Below are 16,765 nucleotides of genomic sequence, written 5' to 3'. Positions count from 1 at the left end.
GTGTTAGCTTTCGGAGCTGACCCCGAGACGGAAGCGAGCGTAGGGACCCATGGGACGAGCGGAAGAGAGACGAGCGCGACAGGGCGGCCACCGCGCGGCGCCCCGACGCCGCCGCCCCGCGCCCGACCCCGCGGCCACCGTCCCGGCCCGCACCGGTCAGGCCCCCGGCGGCAAGCCCGCCCGGGGCCTCATACGCCGGATGTTCACCTGGAAGAAGATCCTCGGGACCTTCTTCGGCGCGTGCCTGCTCGTCGTGGCGGCCTTCATCGGGCTCTACCTGTACGTCGACATACCGGCCGGCAACGCCGCCGCCCAGCAGCAGAGCAACGTCTACAAGTACAGCGACGGCACGATCCTGACCCGCGACGGCAAGACCAACCGCGAGATCGTGGACCTCTCCAAGGTGCCCCGCAAGGTCCAGCTGACCTTCGTCGCGGCGGAGAACAAGAGCTTCTACCACGACCCCGGCGTCGACCTGAAGGGCACGGCCCGCGGTCTGCTCAACACGCTCTCCGGCAGGGGCAAGCAGGGCGGCTCCACCATCACCCAGCAGTACGTGAAGAACTACTACCTCGACCAGAACCAGACCGTCACGCGCAAGCTGAAGGAACTGGTCATCTCGCTGAAGGTGGAGCGCGAGACGTCGAAGGCCGACATCCTCGCCGGCTACATCAACACCAGTTACTACGGCCGCGGCGCCTACGGCATCCAGGCCGCCGCCCAGGCCTACTACCACACCGACGCGCAGAAGCTCTCCGTCCAGCAGGGCGCCTACCTCGCCGCGCTGCTCCAGGCGCCGAGCCAGTACGACTGGCAGGCCGCGAGCGACACCGGCAGGCGGCTGGTCACGGCCCGCTGGAACTACGTCCTGGACAACATGGTCGAGGAGCACTGGCTGTCCCGGTCCGAGCGCGCCGGCATGCACTTCCCCAAACCCCTGGAGCCCAGGGGCGCCCCCGGCCTCGGCGGGCAGAAGGGCTACCTGGTCGACCTCGCCAACCACCAGCTGGAGCAGCGGCTCATGGCCGAGGACGGCCTGACCCAGTCGGAGGCCGAGACCGCGGTCTTCCGCAAGGGCTGGACCATCACCCTGAACATCGACCGCAAGAAGCAGGTCGCGCTGGAGAAGGCGGTCCGGAGCCGGCTGACCGGCAAGCTCGACCCGAAGAAGCGCGGCGTCGACGGGGACGTCCAGCCGGGCGCCGTCTCGGTCGACCCCAAGACCGGCAGGATCGTCGCGCTGTACGGCGGACTGGACTACTACAAGCACTACATCAGCAACGCCACGCGCGAGGACTACCAGCCCGCCTCCACCTTCAAGCCGGTCATCCTCGCCGCCGCCCTGGAGCAGAACGCCACCACCCAGGCCGGCCGGCAGATCACCGCCGACACCGTCTACGACGGCACCACCCGCCGCCCGGTCCTGGACCACGGCAGGAAGGTCGGCTTCGCCCCGCCGAACGAGGACGACCGCAGCTACGGCCCGATCACCGTCCAGGAGGCGATGAACAAGTCCGTCAACTCCGTCTTCGCGCAGATGGGCGTGGACGTGGGCATGGGCAACGTGATGAGCACGGCCGGCAAGCTCGGCATGGACACCAAGGGCATGCAGGCCGTGCCCGCCCAGACGCTCGGCTCGATGGGCGCCAGCCCCCTGGAGATGGCCGGGATCTACGCCACCTTCGCCAACCACGGCCACAAGGTGACCCCCAGCATCCTGAAGTCGGCGGAGAAGAAGGGCCGGACGGCCCAGCTGCCGGACCCGGTCGGCGGCCAGGTCATCAGCCGCACGGCCGCCGACACGGTCACCTCGGTGCTCACGGGCGTGGTCGACGACGGTACGGCCAAGATCTCCGTCGCCGACAACCCGCTGCGCGACGGCCAGCAGGTGGCGGGCAAGACCGGCACCTCCGACGAGGACAAGTCGGCCTGGTTCACCGGCTACACCCCCGACCTGGTCACCTCCGTCGGCCTGTTCGGCCAGGACCAGAAGACCCGGGCCCAGGTCTCCCTGAAGGGCGCGACCGGGCTGATCCCGCCGCCCGGCCGGGTCAACGGCGGCGGCTACCCCGCGCAGATCTGGGCCGCGTACACCTTCGGCGTCACCGACGGGGCCGAGTTCGACCTCGAGACCACCCAGGGCGCGGCCGTCGCCCCGACCGAGACGTACACGCCGCCGCCGTCGACGCCGTCCCCGACGCCGTCGCGGACGCCCAGCAGCGAGCCGCCCACGTCCGAGCCGCCCACGTCGCCTCCCCCGACGTCCCCGACGCCGTCCCGGACCCCGTCCGAGACGCCGTCCGAGACGCCGAGCCAGCCGCCGACGAGCCGGCCGCCGACCACCCCGGCCACCGAGGACCCGCTCGACCCCGTCCCCGACGCCGGCCTCGACCGGTAGCGGCACGGGACGCACGACGGCGAGGTGCCCCCCGGAATCCTCCGGGAGTACCTCGCCGTCTTCGCGCACCAGGGGCTCAGCCCCGGTTCAGCTCGAACCACACCACCTTGCCGGTGCTCAGCCGGGTCGCTCCCCAGCGCCGGGCCAGCCGGTTGACCAGGTACAGGCCGCGCCCGTCCTCGTCCGTGGCGCGCGCCTGCCTGAGCCGCGGCAGCTGCGGCACGTCGTCGCCGACCTCGCAGCGCAGCACGTCGGTGCGCAGCAGCCGCAGCGTCACCGGCCGGGACGCGTACCGTACGGCGTTGGTCACGACCTCGCTGACCAGCAGCTCCACCGAGTCCGTCAGGTCCTCCAGGTCCCAGCGGGACAGCGCGCGCCGGGCCAGCCGGCGGGCCTGCCCGGGCGCGGAGTCCTCCGGCTCCAGCGTCCAGTAGGCGACGTCGCTCGGTGCGATCCCGTCGAAGCGGGCGGCGAGCAGCGCGATGTCGTCGTCCCGGTCGCCCGGGCCGAGCATGTCGAGCACCTCGTCGCACAGCGCTTCCAGCGGCGGCGGATGGTCCGGGCCGGTCAGCCGGGCGGTCGCGGCGAGCTTCTCCCGCAACTGCTCTATGCCGGTCCACACGTCCCGCAGCCGGGACTCCACCAGCCCGTCGGTGTACAGCAGCAGGGTCGCGCCCGCCGGCGCGTCCAGCTCGACCGCCTCGAAGTCCACCCCGCCGACGCCGATCGGCGCGCCCGGCGGCACCCGCAGCACCTCGGCCCGCCCGCCCAGGTGCAGCAGCACGGGCGGCGGATGACCGGCGTTGGCGATGGTGATGCGGTGCGTGACCGGGTCGTAGACCGCGTACAGGCAGGTCGCCATGCGGTCGGTGCCCAGCCGCTGCGCCTGCTCGTCCAGGTGGTGCAGCACCTCCTGCGGAGGCAGGTCGAGGCCGGCCAGGGTCTGCGCCGTCGTCCGCAGCTGGCCCATGATCGCCGCCGAGGTCATGGAGTGACCCATCACGTCGCCGACGACCAGCGCGACCCGGCTGCCGGGCAGCGGGATCGCGTCGTACCAGTCGCCGCCGACCCGCGCGGTCTCCGCCGCCGGCAGGTACCGGGAGGCCAGCCGGACGCCGGTCGGGCGGGGCAGGGTCTCGGGCAGCATGGTGCGCTGGAGCTCGTCGGCGATGTACGCCTCACGGCCGTACAGCACCGCCTTGTCGATGCCGAGCGCGCTGTGGGTGGCCAACTGCGCGGCCACCAGCAGGTCGTCCGCCTCGAACGCGGGCCGGTCCGGGCGGCGCAGGAAGAGGGCCGCGCCGATCACCCGGCGCCGGCCGCGCAGCGGCGCGAGGATCGCGCGCTGCCCGCCCGGCACCACCGCCTCGCCGCCCTCACCGAGCAGTTCCGGCAGCGCGGCCCGGGCGGCGGGCGTGTCCGCGAACACCGGGCGCACCCCGCGCAGCACCTCGTTCAGCGCGCCGCCCGGCCGTACCTCGCACAACTCGGTGGTCAGGGACGACAGCTCCGCCAGCGCGGTCGGTTCCGGCTCCGGATCGAACGCGGGCGGCAGCAGCGCCCCCTCGGTGTCCCGTTCCTCGGGGATGCGGTCGGTGCGGCGCAGCCGCAGCACCACCGGGCCGGTGGGCCGCTCGTCACCGACCGGCAGCGGGTCGCGCAGGTAGACCAGGATGGCGTCGGAGAACGTCGGCACGGTCGCCCGGCACAGGCCCATCACGATCTCGTCCAGGTCGAGTCCGCGGGCGATCCGCCGGGTGGCCGCGCCCACGAACCGCAGCCGGTCCCCGTCCCGCCGCATGGGCATCGGCCGCCCGGGCGGCAGTCCCCGCCCGGTACGGCGTTCGTCACCGGTCGGCGTCCGCTCCTGCTCGGCGCCGGGCTGGGCCGGGATGGCCTCCGGCGCGGGCCGCGGGCGATGAGCGCCGGGCTCGGCGGCGGCGGGCTGGGAGTGCTCGGGGCCGTTGACTGGGGGCTCCTTCACCTTGCCGTCCTGTCCCTTGCCGCGGGGCGCGGCCGTGCCCGCGGCGGACGGTGCTCCGTCGGCCCGGGACTGCGCCGGTAACGCCGGGGCGCCGAGGGGCTCCGGGGAACGCAGAAGTGCCCCGCGGCGCTCCGCGGGGTCGACGCCCGGCTGGGGGCGTTCGAAGGAGGTGGGCTGCTCCGTCACGCGTGTCGCATCCATCCGTCCGGGGCCAAGGGCAGTTGGACCCGCCGAAATTCCGATACCCGCAATACGTGCCCCAGGAACGGAATTCCCGCGTGGTCGGGGGTGGTACCTGTGCCGGCGGCGAGGTGCGCGCGGCTCGCGGCGGTGTCGCCGCAGGTCCTCGCGGTGGTGCCGTGGTGCCCCTCGCTCACGTCCTGCCGCCCCTCGGTGACGTTCGGTCAAGCCCGGCGGTTGCTCCGGGAGTTGCTGTCGTGCGCCCTTGCGGAGGACGATCCTACGTTTCTTGCCGGGGGGCGCATCAAGGGTCTCATGAGGACACGTGCGCGGGCGTACGGTCCCAGTCCTCGGGGAGAGAAGGTACCGCCCAGGACGGGTCCGGGCGCCAGTGCTCCCACCCGTCCGAGAACGGCGGTCCCCACGCGCGGATCACCTCGACCGCCTCCCGGCCGGCCGCCCGCACCCGCTCGGCGGTCGCCGCGTCCATCAGCCCGTCGCGCTGGGCCTGCGCGAACTCGTCCTCGTCCCGCCAGTGCCAACCGCGGTCCGGGTGCACGGAGATGTCCAGGAAGTGGTCCTCGGAGTCCACCCCGCGCGCCCAGCGGGCCAGCGGCTGCTCCAGGTTCACGTACCAGTTCTTGAACCGCCAGCCCGGGTCCCAGAACAGCCACACCGACCACGGCCGGCCCGGCTGGGCCAGCTTGAGCACGCCCGTGCCGAACCAGCGGTCCCGCTGGACCGTACGCGCCTTGGTGTACCGGGAGTCCAGCGGCTCCAGGTGCACGGGCGTGCCGTCCGCCAGCACCGGCTTCACGCACTCCGTGCCGGGGGCCAGCCACACCGCGAGGAGATCCGCGTCGTCCCGCACGACGGTGACGGGACGGGCGATGTGGACGCGCTCGCCGGCGTTCTCCCGGTAACGCCACAGGATCTGTGTCCCGGGCGCCCAGTACGTCGCGGGTTCCGCCGCCGCTCGTGTCATCGCTCCGTCGTCGTCCATGGACAGATATTAGGTGCACCGGTCACGCGACGCTGCGGCGCGCGTCACGGTGGCCCGGGCGTGGCCGGAAAGGTGCGCCCGCGGTCACGGGTGCGTCATCCGCAGAACGTCCAGTGCCTCGTCGAGCTGCTCCAGGGTGAGGTCGCCGCGCTCCACGTACCCGCCGTCCAGGACGACTTCGCGGATGGTCCGCCGTTCGGCGAGGGACCTCTTGGCGACCTTCGCGGCCTCCTCGTAGCCGATGTACTTGTTCAGCGGGGTCACCACCGACGGCGAGGACTCGGCGTACTCACGGGTGCGTTCGCGGTCCGCGGTGATGCCGTCCACCGTCCGGTCGGCCAGCAGCCGCGAGGCGTTGGCGAGCAACCGGACCGACTCCAGCACGTTCTTGGCGATGACCGGGAGCATCACGTTCAGCTCGAAGTTCCCGGCGGCCCCGGCGGTGGTGATGGTGACGTCGTTGCCGATGACCTGCGCGGCCACCATCAGCACGGCCTCGGGGACGACCGGGTTGACCTTGCCCGGCATGATCGAGGAGCCGGGCTGGAGGTCGGGCAGCCGGATCTCGGCCAGGCCGGTGCGCGGCCCGGACGACATCCAGCGCAGATCGTTGGCGATCTTCGTCAGGCCGACCGCGATGGTCCGCAGCTGCCCGCTGGTCTCCACGATGCCGTCCCGGGCGCCCTGCGCCTCGAAGTGGTCGCGGGCCTCGGTCAGCGGCAGCCCGGTGACCCGGGCGACCTCCGCGATGACCGCGGCGGAGAACCCGGGCGGGGTGTTGATGCCGGTGCCGACCGCCGTGCCGCCCAGCGGCAGTTCCGCCAGCCGGGGCAGGGAGGCCCGCAGCCGCTCGACGCCGTATCGCACCTGGGCCGCGTAGCCGCCGAACTCCTGCCCGAGCGTCACCGGCGTCGCGTCCATCAGATGGGTGCGTCCCGACTTCACCACGTCCGCGAACTCCGCGGACTTGCGCTCCAGGGAGGCCGCGAGGTGCTCCAGGGCCGGGATCAGGTCATGGGTGACGGCCGAGGTCGCCGCGATGTGCAACGAGGAGGGGAAGACGTCGTTGGACGACTGGGAGGCGTTGACGTGGTCGTTGGGGTGCACGTCCCGGCCGAGCCGCTCGGTCGCCAGCGTCGCGACGACCTCGTTGGTGTTCATGTTGGACGAGGTCCCCGAGCCCGTCTGGAAGACGTCCACCGGGAAGTGCTCGTCCCACCGGCCGTCGGCGACCTCCCCGGCCGCCTCCTGGATCGCCCGGGCGACGTCCCCGTCCAGCACCCCCAGCTCGGCGTTGACCTTCGCCGCGGCCGCCTTGATGCGGGCCAGCGCCTCGATGTGGGCCCGCTCGATGCGCTGCCCGGAGACCGGGAAGTTCTCGACGGCACGCTGGGTCTGCGCCCGCCACTTGGCATGGGCCGGGACCCGGACCTCACCCATCGAGTCGTGCTCGATCCGGTACTGGGGCTCTTCGCTCGTCATCGTCCTACCTCCGCACACGTGAGCAGCTGACGCGGAACCCGTATTCCCCGTCGGCTCCCCACGAGTACACCCAGCGGGCGGCCACCATCCCCGCGGGACGCGCGGAGCCCCCCGGCCGGCGGCCGGGGGCCCGTGTCACGCGTCGCGCCGGCGGGTCAGCCGAGGCCGGGCCCGCGCACCGGGATGGAGGTGAAGGTCGGCTGCGGCGCCGGGTCCTGGAAGAAGTCGTTGCCCTTGTCGTCGACGACGACGAAGGCCGGGAAGTCCTCGACCTCGATCCGCCAGACGGCCTCCATGCCCAGCTCCTCGTACTCCAGGACCTCGACCTTCTTGATGCAGTCCTGGGCGAGGCGGGCGGCGGGGCCGCCGATGGAGCCGAGGTAGAAACCGCCGTGGGCGGCGCAGGCGTCGGTGACCTGCTTGCTGCGGTTGCCCTTGGCGAGCATCACCTTCGAGCCGCCCGCCGCCTGGAACTGTTCGACGTAGGAGTCCATGCGGCCGGCCGTCGTCGGGCCGAAGGAACCGGACGCGTAACCCTCGGGGGTCTTCGCCGGGCCGGCGTAGTACACCGGGTGGTCCTTCAGGTACTGCGGCATCTCCTCGCCCGCGTCCAGCCGCTCCTTGATCTTGGCGTGCGCGATGTCGCGGGCCACGACCAGCGGGCCGGTCAGGGACAACCGGGTCTTCACCGGGTACTTCGACAGCTCGGCGAGGATCGTGTCCATCGGCTGGTTCAGGTCGATGCGCACGACGTCGCCGGCCTCGTCGAGGTGCTCGTCCGTGGTCTCCGGCAGGAAGCGCGCCGGGTCGGTCTCCAGCTGCTCCAGGAAGACGCCCTCGGCGGTGATCTTCGCGACGGCCTGGCGGTCGGCCGAGCAGGAGACGGCGATCGCGACCGGGCAGGACGCGCCGTGCCGGGGCAGCCGGATCACCCGCACGTCGTGGCAGAAGTACTTGCCGCCGAACTGCGCGCCGATGCCGATCTTCTGGGTCAGCTCGAAGACCTTCTCCTCCAGCTCCTCGTCCCGGAAGCCGTGGCCGAGCGGCGAGCCCTCGGTGGGCGCGTCGTCCAGGTAGTGCGCGGAGGCGTACTTCGCGGTCTTCAGGGCGTACTCGGCGCTGGTGCCGCCGACGACGATCGCCAGGTGGTACGGCGGGCAGGCGGCCGTGCCCAGCGAACGGATCTTCTCCTCCAGGAACTTCATCATGGAGGCCTCGTTCAGGACGGCCTTCGTCTCCTGGTACAGGAAGGACTTGTTGGCCGAGCCGCCGCCCTTCGCCATGAACAGGAACTTGTAGGCGCCGCCGTCCGTCGCGTACAGCTCGATCTGCGCGGGGAGGTTGGAACCGGTGTTCTTCTCCTCCCACATGGTGAGCGGAGCCATCTGCGAGTAGCGCAGGTTCAGCTTCGTGTACGCGTCGTAGATGCCGTGCGAGAGGTGCCTCTCGTCCTCCCCGCGGGTGAGGACGTCCTGCCCGCGCTTGCCCATGACGATCGCCGTGCCGGTGTCCTGGCACATCGGCAGCACGCCGGCCGCCGCGATGTTCGCGTTCTTAAGCAGGTCCAGCGCCACGAACTTGTCGTTGCCCGACGCCTCGGGGTCGTCGATGATGCGGCGCAGCTGCGCGAGGTGGGCCGGACGCAGGTAGTGCTGGATGTCGTGGATCGCCTCCTCGGCCAGCTTGCGCAGCGCCTCGGGCTCCACCTTGAGGAACGTCCGCCCGTCGGGCCCCTCCACCGTGGAGACGCCCTCGGACGTCACCAGCCGGTACGGAGTGGTGTCCTCTCCTTGCGGGAGCAGATCGGTGTACGCGAACTCAGGCATCTCTCAGCCCATTCCTCACTCTGACGGACGGCCGCCCGCCGACGCTGGCGGGCCTCACCAGCCTAGGACCTGCCGCCGGCCGGGAACCCGTGAGGTGCGACTCGGCGGCTGTGACGTAAGGCTCAGCCGCCGCAGCCGTCCCGGGCTGTCCGTCCCCGGCTGTCCGGGGGGAGGGGCGGGGGCGGGGGCGCGACGGTGACACGCCCGGGGCCGTCCACACCCCTAGTCGCGATCTATCGCGTTTGGGTACGCTGCTGCCGTGGACCTTCAGAAGCAGGCTCAGCCCCGGGACACCGCGCCGCGCGTGGCCGAGCTGCGCGCCTCGGACGCCGACCGTGACCGCACCGCAGACATCCTCCGCGAGGGCCTCGCCGAGGGCCGGCTGACCGCTGAGGAACACGCCGAGCGCGTGGAGGGCGTGCTGCACGCCAAGACGGTGGCGGAGCTGGAGGTCTTCGTACGGGACCTGCCCGCCGCCCACCAGCGGTCCGCCGGCCCCGCCCATACGGCCGTCCCGCCGCGCCCCGTGCCGGGCACACTCCCGGAGGAGGCCGACGCCGGCGTGGTGGCGGTCTTCAGCAGCGCCGTGCGCCGGGGCCGCTGGCGCGCGGGGCGTCGGCTGCACGCGTACGCCGTCTTCGGCAGCGTCGAGATCGACCTCAGCGAGGCGATCTTCGAGTACCAGCAGGTGGTGATCAAGGCGGTCTCCGTCTTCGGCGACATCCAGATCCGCGTCCCGGAGAACGTCTCGCTGCGCGGCACCGGGGGCGGTGTCCTCGGCAACTTCGAGGTGAGCCCGCTCGACTCGGCCGACTCCCGGGCACCGGTGGTCTACGTGGACGGCTGGGCCGTCCTCGGCAACGTGGAGGCGCGGGCCCGCCGGGGCAGCCGGGTGGCGGACATCCTGGAGCGCGTCCACGACAAGGTCGACCGCAAGCTCCGCAAACAGCTGGGGCATTGACTCCGGGGGGGGTGAAGAAGACGCCACACGCCCGCGGTCGGGAACTCTGTGCATAGGCGCGCGCACAGCGGGTAGGCCTTGCTGCATCGTCTCTCGCTCGCGAAGCCGTCGTCAGGAGTAGACCGTGCTGCAACCGCCGCATTCGTCTGTGCAAGTAGCTGCCGTTCCTGCGCAGCGGCTGCCGGCGCGGGACAGGGACCAAGACGCCGCCTGGCACACCGAGGCGGTGTGCCGGCGCGACGAGGCCGGCCTGTTCTTCGCCCCGTCGAAGGAGCCCACCGCCGCCCGGCTCTCCCGCGAGGACGCGGCCAAGCGCGTCTGTTCCCGCTGCCCGGTCATGGTCGAGTGCCGTGAACACGCGCTCCTCCAGCCCGAGCCCTACGGCGTCTGGGGCGGCCTCACGGCGGCCGAGCGCCGCGTGGTCCTGGCCCGACGCCGGCGCCGCGAGATGGACCTGAAGAAGACGGCCCGCCCCACGGCGAACCGCATAGCAGGCTGACCGCACCCCGCCGGGCGCGCGGCGCCGGCACGGCCGCGATGGCGGCGGGCGTCCGACGCCCGCCGCCGGGCGACCGCACACCGGCCCGCGCGGGCCGGGAGCGCGGTGGTCCACGGCCCTGCGCGCGTCTTCTCCACCGGGCGCCCCCGCGTCCCCCGGCTTGCGGGGGAGAGCGCGGGCACGGCCGCGACGGAGGCGGCCGTCCGGCGCCCGTCGACAGGTGATCGTAGGAGCACGTCGGTGGCGCTCCGGTCGGTGTGCGGTGCCCCGGCGGTCTACGGTCGCGTCGGTGGCCGCACGCTCTCAAGTTCGGTGAGGGGAGTGAACGGGGCGCGCCGGTGCGGCCGCACGCCGATCCTGCCCGTCGGCAAGTGGCCGTACGAACACGCAGGGCCGCGCCCGCCGGAGCGCACCGCGCCGGCCGGCCGACGCCCGCACGCGTCGGCCGGGGCGAGGCCGCCCCCGGCGGGACACGGCCCTGCCGGGGTCGGTTCGGCCGGGGCCTACTTGGCCCGGTCGAAGTCGATCGCGCTGTAGGCCCGCAGCTTGCGCAGCCGGTGCTCGGAGTCGATCCTGCGGACCGTCCCGGACTTGGACCGCATCACGATGGACTCGGTCAGCGCGGTCTCCGACCGGTACCGCACGCCCCGCAGCAGCTCACCGTCGGTGATGCCGGTCGCCACGAAGAAGACGTTCTCCCCGGAGACCAGGTCGTCGGTGGTCAGCACGCGGTCGAGGTCGTGACCGGCGTCGATGGCCCGCTGCCGCTCCTCGTCGTCCTTGGGCCACAGCTTGCCCTGGATCGTCCCGCCCAGGCACTTCACGGCGCAGGCCGAGATGATGCCCTCGGGGGTGCCGCCGATGCCGAGCAGCAGGTCGACGCCGGTGCCCTCGCGCAGCGCGTACACCGAGCCGGCGACGTCACCGTCGGAGATGAGTTTGATACGGGCGCCGGCCTCCCGGACCTCCCGGATCAGGCCCTCGTGCCGCGGCCGGTCCAGGATGACGACGGTGACGTCCTCGGGCGAGGACCGCTTGGCCTTGGCGATCCGCCGGATGTTGACGGCCACGGGCGCGTCGATGTCGACGAAGTCGGCGGCCTCGGGGCCGGTGACCAGCTTGTCCATGTAGAACACGGCGGACGGGTCGAACATGGCGCCGCGCTCGGCGGCGGCGAGGACCGCGATCGCGTTCGGCATGCCCTTGGCCGTCAGCGTGGTGCCGTCGATCGGGTCGACGGCGATGTCGACCTCGGGCCCGGTGCCGTCGCCGACGTGCTCCCCGTTGAAGAGCATCGGGGCCTCGTCCTTCTCCCCCTCGCCGATGACGACGACGCCGTTCATCGACACGGTGGAGACGAGGGTCCGCATGGCACGCACCGCGGCACCGTCGGCGCCGTTCTTGTCACCGCGCCCCACCCAGCGGCCCGCCGCCATCGCGGCGGCTTCGGTCACCCTGACGAGCTCCAGGGCGAGGTTGCGGTCAGGAGCCTCCGAAGGAACATCGAGTTCGGACGGCAGTTGATGATTTTCGGTCATCGGTGCGCACCTTTCTGATACGACGACGGCCGGATGAGGGTATTGGACCCTGACTCTATCGCTGACCATACAAAATGAGCAGGGGACCCCACGGATGAGCGCACGGGGCACCTGCGACGATAGTGGGCGTGGCAGGTTCGAACGGCAAGCAGAAGACGGCCCGGGACATGATCATCTCCCTGGCCCTGATCGGTTTCGCGGCGGCGGTCGTCTACTTCATCGCCCTCCCGCACAACGATCGCGCTCCCGACCTCAAGCGGGTCGACTACCGGATCGAGCTGATCACGGCCCGCCGGGCGGTGAGCTATCCGGTGGCCGCCCCCGAAGGCCTTCCGGACACCTGGAAGGCGACATCGGTGCGCTTCCAGGGGCAGAAGGGCGACCGCTGGCACCTCGGCTTCCAGACGCCCGCCGGCCAGTACGCGCAGGTCGAGCAGTCCACGGAGAAGCCCGCCGAGTTCATCGACCAGGCCAGCCAGGGAGCGTCGGCGACGCGGCGAACCGAGCGGGCCGGCGGCCACACCTGGACCCGTTACACCGGCGGCCGCTACGACGCGCTGGTGCTCCAGGACACCCCCGGCTCCACGACGGTGGTGGCCGGCACCGCCTCGTTCAAGGAGTTGACGGCGATGGCGGCTGCGCTGCGGATGAAGTGACCGCGACCCGCATGTGAAAGAGGCCCCCGGCGATCGCCGGGGGCCTCTTTCACATGCGGGCGGGCTGCTCAGACGGTCGTGACGACGTCCTCGTAGGCCAGGCGCGGCGAACGCGGGTACCAGGCGTCCGGGCCGGGCCGGCCGATGTTGACGATCATCAGCGGGGTGTGGTCGTCGTCCAGGAACTCCTTGCGGACGCCCTCGAAGTCGAAGCCGGTCATCGGGCCGGCGGCCAGACCGGCGGCGCGGACGCCGACGAGGAAGTAGGCGGCCTGAAGGGCGGCGTTCAGCGCGGCGGCGCTCTCGCGGGCCGGGCGCTCGGCGAAGAAGAGGTCCTTGGCCTGCGGGAAGGCCGGGAAGAGGGCCGGCAGCTCCTCGTGGAACTCGTTGTCCGCGGCGAGGATCGCGACCAGCGGGGCCGAGCCGGTCTTGGCGCGGTTGCCCTCGGCCATGTGCGGCAGCAGGCGCTCGCGGGCCTCGGGGGAGCGGACCAGCGTGATGCGCAGCGGGCTCTGGTTGAAGGCGGTGGGGCCGTACTTGACCAGGTCGTAGATCGCCTGGACCTGCTCGTCCGTCACCGGCTCGTCGGTGAAGGTGTTCGCGGTGCGGGCCTCGCGGAACAGCAGGTCCTGGGCGGCGGGGTCAAGAACGAGAGACATGCGTGCCTTCCTCGGGTGCGCGTCGGTCCGGGGCCGGACCGGCTGACGGCTCGACCCTACGGCAGGTGAGGTTTAATCTTCAACAAAAACGGGGGTGTGGTGACCCGCCTCACAACCCCCTGGGATCACCGGACCGCGACCGCCACCCCGCGGGCGCCTACCCGGCCCGCTCCCCGCCCGTGGCGCCCCCGTCCTCCTCGGCCTCCTCCTCGGCCAGCGCGGCGTCCAGCCGGGCCCGTGCCCCCTCCAGCCAGCGCCGGCACACCTTGGCCAGCTCCTCGCCGCGCTCCCACAACGCCAGGGACTCCTCCAGCGTCGTACCGCCCGCCTCCAGCCGTCGTACGACCTCGACCAGCTCGTCGCGCGCCTGCTCGTACGAGAGCGCCTCGTCCACCTTGCCCGTCATTCGCCCACCTTCACCGTGAATTCACCGTCGGCGACGCGAGCCCGTAGCGTCTCGCCCTCCGCCACTTCTCCCGCGTCCCGCACCACGTGCCCGTCGGCCCGCTGGAGCACCGCGTAACCGCGCCGGAGCGTCGCCGCGGGGGAGAGGCCCACCACCCGCGCGTGCGTGTGCGTCAGCTCCGACTCCGCGCGGTCCAGCAGGTGCCCCACGGTCCGCCGGCTGCGGTCCAGCAGCGAACCCACCTGGTCCGCGCGGGTGTCGATCATCCGGTGCGGGTCCTCCATCGAGGGGCGCGCCAGCGCGTGCGCCAGTCCGCGCTCCTCCCGCTCCACCGACGCGCGCACACAACGCCGCGCCCGGTCCCGCAGCATCCCCACCCGCTCCAGCTCCTCGCCCACGTCCGGTACGACCTTCTTGGCCGCGTCCGTCGGCGTCGAGGCGCGCAGGTCGGCGACGTGGTCCAGCAGCGGGTTGTCCGGCTCGTGCCCGATCGCGGACACCACCGGCGTACGGCACCCGGCCACGGCCCGTACGAGCTGCTCGTCGGAGAACGGCAGCAGGTCCTCCACGCTGCCGCCGCCCCGGGCGACGACGATGACGTCCACCTCGTCCATCGCGTCCAGTTCCTTGACGGCCTGCACCACCTGCGGCACGGCGTGCACGCCCTGCACCGGGACGTTACGCACCTCGAAACGGACGGCGGGCCAGCGGTGCCGGGCGTTCTCCAGCACGTCCCGCTCCGCGGCGGAGGCCCGGCCGCACACCAGCCCGATCAGCTGCGGCAGGAACGGCAGCGGCTTCTTCCGCTCCGGCGCGAACAGACCCTCGGCCGCCAGCGCCTTCTTCAGCTGCTCCAGCCGGGCCAGCAGCTCCCCGACGCCCACGGGTCTTATCTCGGCGGCGCGCAGCGACAGCTGGCCCCGGGGGGCGTACCACTCGGGTTTCGCCAGTACGACGACCCGGGCGCCCTCGCCGACGACGTCCGCGACGGCGTCGAACACCTGGCGGTAACAGGTGACCCCGACGGAGATGTCGTGCGAGGGGTCGCGGAGCGTGAGGAACACGACGCCGGCGCCCGGACGGCGCGACAGCTGGGTGATCTGCCCCTCGACCCACACGGCGCCCAGCCGGTCGATCCAGCCCCCGATCATGCGGGACACCGCGCCGACGGGGAGCGGGGCCTCGGGGGACGTGTTCACAGCCATGCGCCCGAGCGTAACGCTCGGTACCGACAACCCGGCCGACACGAGACGACACCGGCGACACCGGCCAGGGGTGCGACGCGGGGGACGCCCTCGCCCCCCGCGGGCGCCGGATCTCCCCGCGTGACCCCGGGCGCGTGATCTCCGGGCCACCGGACGCGGCCTTACGATGGGTCGCATGACCGCTTCGCCTGGCCGCCGTGTCCTGCTCGCCGCCCCCCGGGGCTACTGCGCCGGTGTGGACCGCGCCGTGATCGCCGTCGAGAAGGCCCTGGAGCAGTACGGGGCCCCGATCTACGTCCGGCACGAGATCGTCCACAATAAGTACGTCGTGCAGACCCTGGAGAGGAAGGGCGCCGTCTTCGTCGAGCGCACCGACGAGGTGCCGCCGGGCAACATCGTGATGTTCTCGGCCCACGGCGTCGCCCCGGCCGTGCACGACGAGGCCCGGCAGGGCCGGCTCGCCACCATCGACGCCACCTGCCCCCTGGTCACCAAGGTCCACAAGGAAGCCGTCCGCTACGCCAACGACGACTACGACATCCTCCTCATCGGGCACGAGGGCCACGAGGAGGTCATCGGCACCTCCGGCGAGGCCCCCGACCACATCCAGCTGGTCGACGGTCCCGAGGACGTCGCCAAGGTCGAGGTCCGCGACCCCTCGAAGGTCGTCTGGCTCTCCCAGACCACGCTCTCCGTGGACGAGACCATGGAGACCGTCGACGCCCTGACGGCGAAGTTCCCCGGTCTCGTCTCCCCGCCCAGCGACGACATCTGCTACGCCACGCAGAACCGTCAGCTCGCCGTGAAGCAGATGGGCGCCGAGGCCGAGCTGGTCATCGTCGTCGGCTCGCGCAACTCCTCCAACTCCAAGCGGCTGGTCGAGGTCGCCAAGCTGGCCGGCGCCCGCGACGCCCACCTGGTGGACTTCGCCGACGAGATCGACGAGGCCTGGCTGGAGGGCGTCCGCACGGTCGGCGTCACCTCCGGCGCCTCCGTGCCCGAGGTCCTCGTCGAACAGGTCCTGGAGTGGCTCGCCGAGCGCGGCTACGCCGATGTGGAGATCGTCAAGGCCGCCGAGGAGTCGATCACCTTCTCGCTGCCCAAGGAACTCCGCCGCGACCTGCGCGAGGAGGCGGCCGCGCTGACCGCCGAGCGCGGCGGCACCGGTACACCCGGGGAATGACTGTCAGTCGTCCGTCGTAACGTGGAGCCATGCAGATCTTCGGTGTGGACATCGGCGGTTCCGGCATCAAGGGCGCCCCTGTGGACCTGGACCGGGGCGACCTGGCCCAGGAGCGCTGCAAGGTGCTCACCCCGCATCCGGCGACGCCCGACGGCGTGGCCGACGGGGTCAGACAGGTCGTCGAACACTTCGGCTGGACCGGCCCGGTCGGCCTGACCTTCCCCGGAGTGGTCACCGGCGGTGCCACGGTCCGTACGGCGGCCAACGTCGACAAGGGCTGGATCGACACGGACGCGCGCGCGTTGTTCTCCGACCGGCTCGGCGGCCTCCCGGTGACCGTGGTCAACGACGCGGACGCGGCGGGCGTCGCCGAGATGCAGTTCGGCGCCGGGCGCGACCGCCGCGGCACGGTCATCCTGCTCACCTTCGGCACCGGCATCGGCAGTGCCCTCTTCGTGGACGGCGTCCTCGTCCCCAACACGGAGCTGGGCCACCTGGAGCTGCACGGCCACGACGCCGAGAAGCGCGCCTCCAGCAAGGCCAAGGAGGACCACGACCTGAGCTGGGAGCAGTGGGCGCACCGCGTGCAGCAGTACCTGGCGCACGTGGAGATGCTGTTCTCGCCGAAGCTGTTCGTCATCGGCGGCGGGGTCAGCCGCAAGGCGCACAAGTTCCTGCACCTGATCGAGGGCGTCCAGGCGGAGATCGTCCCCGCGCAGCTCCAGAACAACGCGGGGATCGTGGGAGCGGCGATGCGAGCGGCCCAGCGGTCCTGACCGTACGGG

Annotated in this window: 14 protein-coding genes; 6 read left to right on the top strand and 8 right to left on the bottom strand. The window is 72.2% G+C overall.

The features are described from left to right. The first annotated feature begins 49 nt into the window (after positions 1-49). Positions 50-2,398 carry a transglycosylase domain-containing protein gene (locus ACIQVT_RS10780; protein ID WP_403750560.1) on the top strand — a complete coding sequence of 783 codons (2,349 nt, stop codon included), beginning with the start codon at positions 50-52 and terminating at the stop codon, positions 2,396-2,398. 76 nt (positions 2,399-2,474) lie between these two features. On the opposite strand, the gene ACIQVT_RS10775 is transcribed toward ACIQVT_RS10780, so the two are convergent. The 4 genes from ACIQVT_RS10775 to ACIQVT_RS10760 form a co-directional block, all read right to left on the bottom strand. Continuing rightward, a complete protein-coding gene (locus tag ACIQVT_RS10775; protein WP_403750558.1) occupies positions 2,475-4,568 on the bottom strand; it encodes a SpoIIE family protein phosphatase in 2,094 nt (697 codons plus the stop codon). A 307-nt stretch (positions 4,569-4,875) separates the two neighbouring features. Continuing rightward, a complete protein-coding gene (locus ACIQVT_RS10770) occupies positions 4,876-5,565 on the bottom strand; it encodes a DUF402 domain-containing protein (protein ID WP_403750556.1) in 690 nt (229 codons plus the stop codon). Positions 5,566-5,649: 84 nt separating this feature from the next. Then, positions 5,650-7,047 carry a class II fumarate hydratase gene (locus ACIQVT_RS10765; protein ID WP_403750554.1) on the bottom strand — a complete coding sequence of 466 codons (1,398 nt, stop codon included), beginning with the start codon at positions 7,045-7,047 and terminating at the stop codon, positions 5,650-5,652. A gap of 155 nt (positions 7,048-7,202) precedes the next feature. Continuing rightward, complete coding sequence (locus ACIQVT_RS10760) at positions 7,203-8,873, bottom strand: fumarate hydratase (protein WP_403750552.1); 1,671 nt, start codon at positions 8,871-8,873, stop codon at positions 7,203-7,205. 259 nt (positions 8,874-9,132) lie between these two features. Between ACIQVT_RS10760 and ACIQVT_RS10755 the strand changes: the two genes are divergently transcribed. After that, positions 9,133-9,834 (top strand): DUF1707 domain-containing protein, encoded by a 702-nt coding sequence (locus tag ACIQVT_RS10755; protein WP_403750550.1) that lies wholly within the window; start codon positions 9,133-9,135, stop codon positions 9,832-9,834. 124 nt (positions 9,835-9,958) lie between these two features. After that, on the top strand, positions 9,959-10,333 hold the full coding sequence (locus ACIQVT_RS10750) for a WhiB family transcriptional regulator (RefSeq protein WP_403750548.1): 375 nt from the start codon (positions 9,959-9,961) through the stop codon (positions 10,331-10,333). A 503-nt stretch (positions 10,334-10,836) separates the two neighbouring features. On the opposite strand, the gene glpX is transcribed toward ACIQVT_RS10750, so the two are convergent. Then, a complete protein-coding gene (gene glpX / locus ACIQVT_RS10745; RefSeq protein WP_403750546.1) occupies positions 10,837-11,871 on the bottom strand; it encodes a class II fructose-bisphosphatase in 1,035 nt (344 codons plus the stop codon). A 128-nt stretch (positions 11,872-11,999) separates the two neighbouring features. Between glpX and ACIQVT_RS10740 the strand changes: the two genes are divergently transcribed. Beyond that, positions 12,000-12,527, top strand: coding sequence for a DUF4245 domain-containing protein (locus ACIQVT_RS10740; protein ID WP_403750544.1), 528 nt, complete (start codon positions 12,000-12,002; stop codon positions 12,525-12,527). A gap of 68 nt (positions 12,528-12,595) precedes the next feature. Here ACIQVT_RS10740 and ACIQVT_RS10735 read toward each other — a convergent pair whose 3' ends face one another. The 3 genes from ACIQVT_RS10735 to xseA all read right to left on the bottom strand — a co-directional run bounded on the left by ACIQVT_RS10735 (position 12,596) and on the right by xseA (position 14,797). Next, positions 12,596-13,186, bottom strand: a complete 591-nt coding sequence (locus ACIQVT_RS10735) for a malonic semialdehyde reductase (RefSeq protein ID WP_403750542.1) — start codon at positions 13,184-13,186, stop codon at positions 12,596-12,598. Positions 13,187-13,343: 157 nt separating this feature from the next. Beyond that, on the bottom strand, positions 13,344-13,592 hold the full coding sequence (locus tag ACIQVT_RS10730) for an exodeoxyribonuclease VII small subunit (protein WP_403750540.1): 249 nt from the start codon (positions 13,590-13,592) through the stop codon (positions 13,344-13,346). Further along, positions 13,589-14,797 (bottom strand): exodeoxyribonuclease VII large subunit, encoded by a 1,209-nt coding sequence (gene xseA, locus ACIQVT_RS10725; RefSeq protein WP_403750538.1) that lies wholly within the window; start codon positions 14,795-14,797, stop codon positions 13,589-13,591. Before xseA ends, ACIQVT_RS10730 begins: the two co-directional genes overlap by 4 nt. Before the next feature lie 166 nt (positions 14,798-14,963). Here xseA and ACIQVT_RS10720 point away from each other — a divergent pair, with 166 nt between their 5' ends. Together ACIQVT_RS10720 and ppgK are read left to right on the top strand one after the other, a co-directional pair. Then, on the top strand, positions 14,964-15,980 hold the full coding sequence (locus tag ACIQVT_RS10720) for a 4-hydroxy-3-methylbut-2-enyl diphosphate reductase (protein ID WP_403750536.1): 1,017 nt from the start codon (positions 14,964-14,966) through the stop codon (positions 15,978-15,980). Between the two features lie 29 nt (positions 15,981-16,009). Then, positions 16,010-16,756: a polyphosphate--glucose phosphotransferase gene (gene ppgK, locus ACIQVT_RS10715; protein WP_403750534.1), complete on the top strand. Its 747-nt coding sequence runs from the start codon at positions 16,010-16,012 to the stop codon at positions 16,754-16,756. Positions 16,757-16,765: the final 9 nt, after the last annotated feature.

The organism is Streptomyces sp. NPDC100445 (assembly GCF_044759735.1).
Taxonomy (GTDB): Bacteria; Actinomycetota; Actinomycetes; order Streptomycetales; family Streptomycetaceae; genus Streptomyces.
Note: the sequence above shows the minus strand (reverse complement) of the source record. Positions and strands in the feature narration are given on the sequence as shown.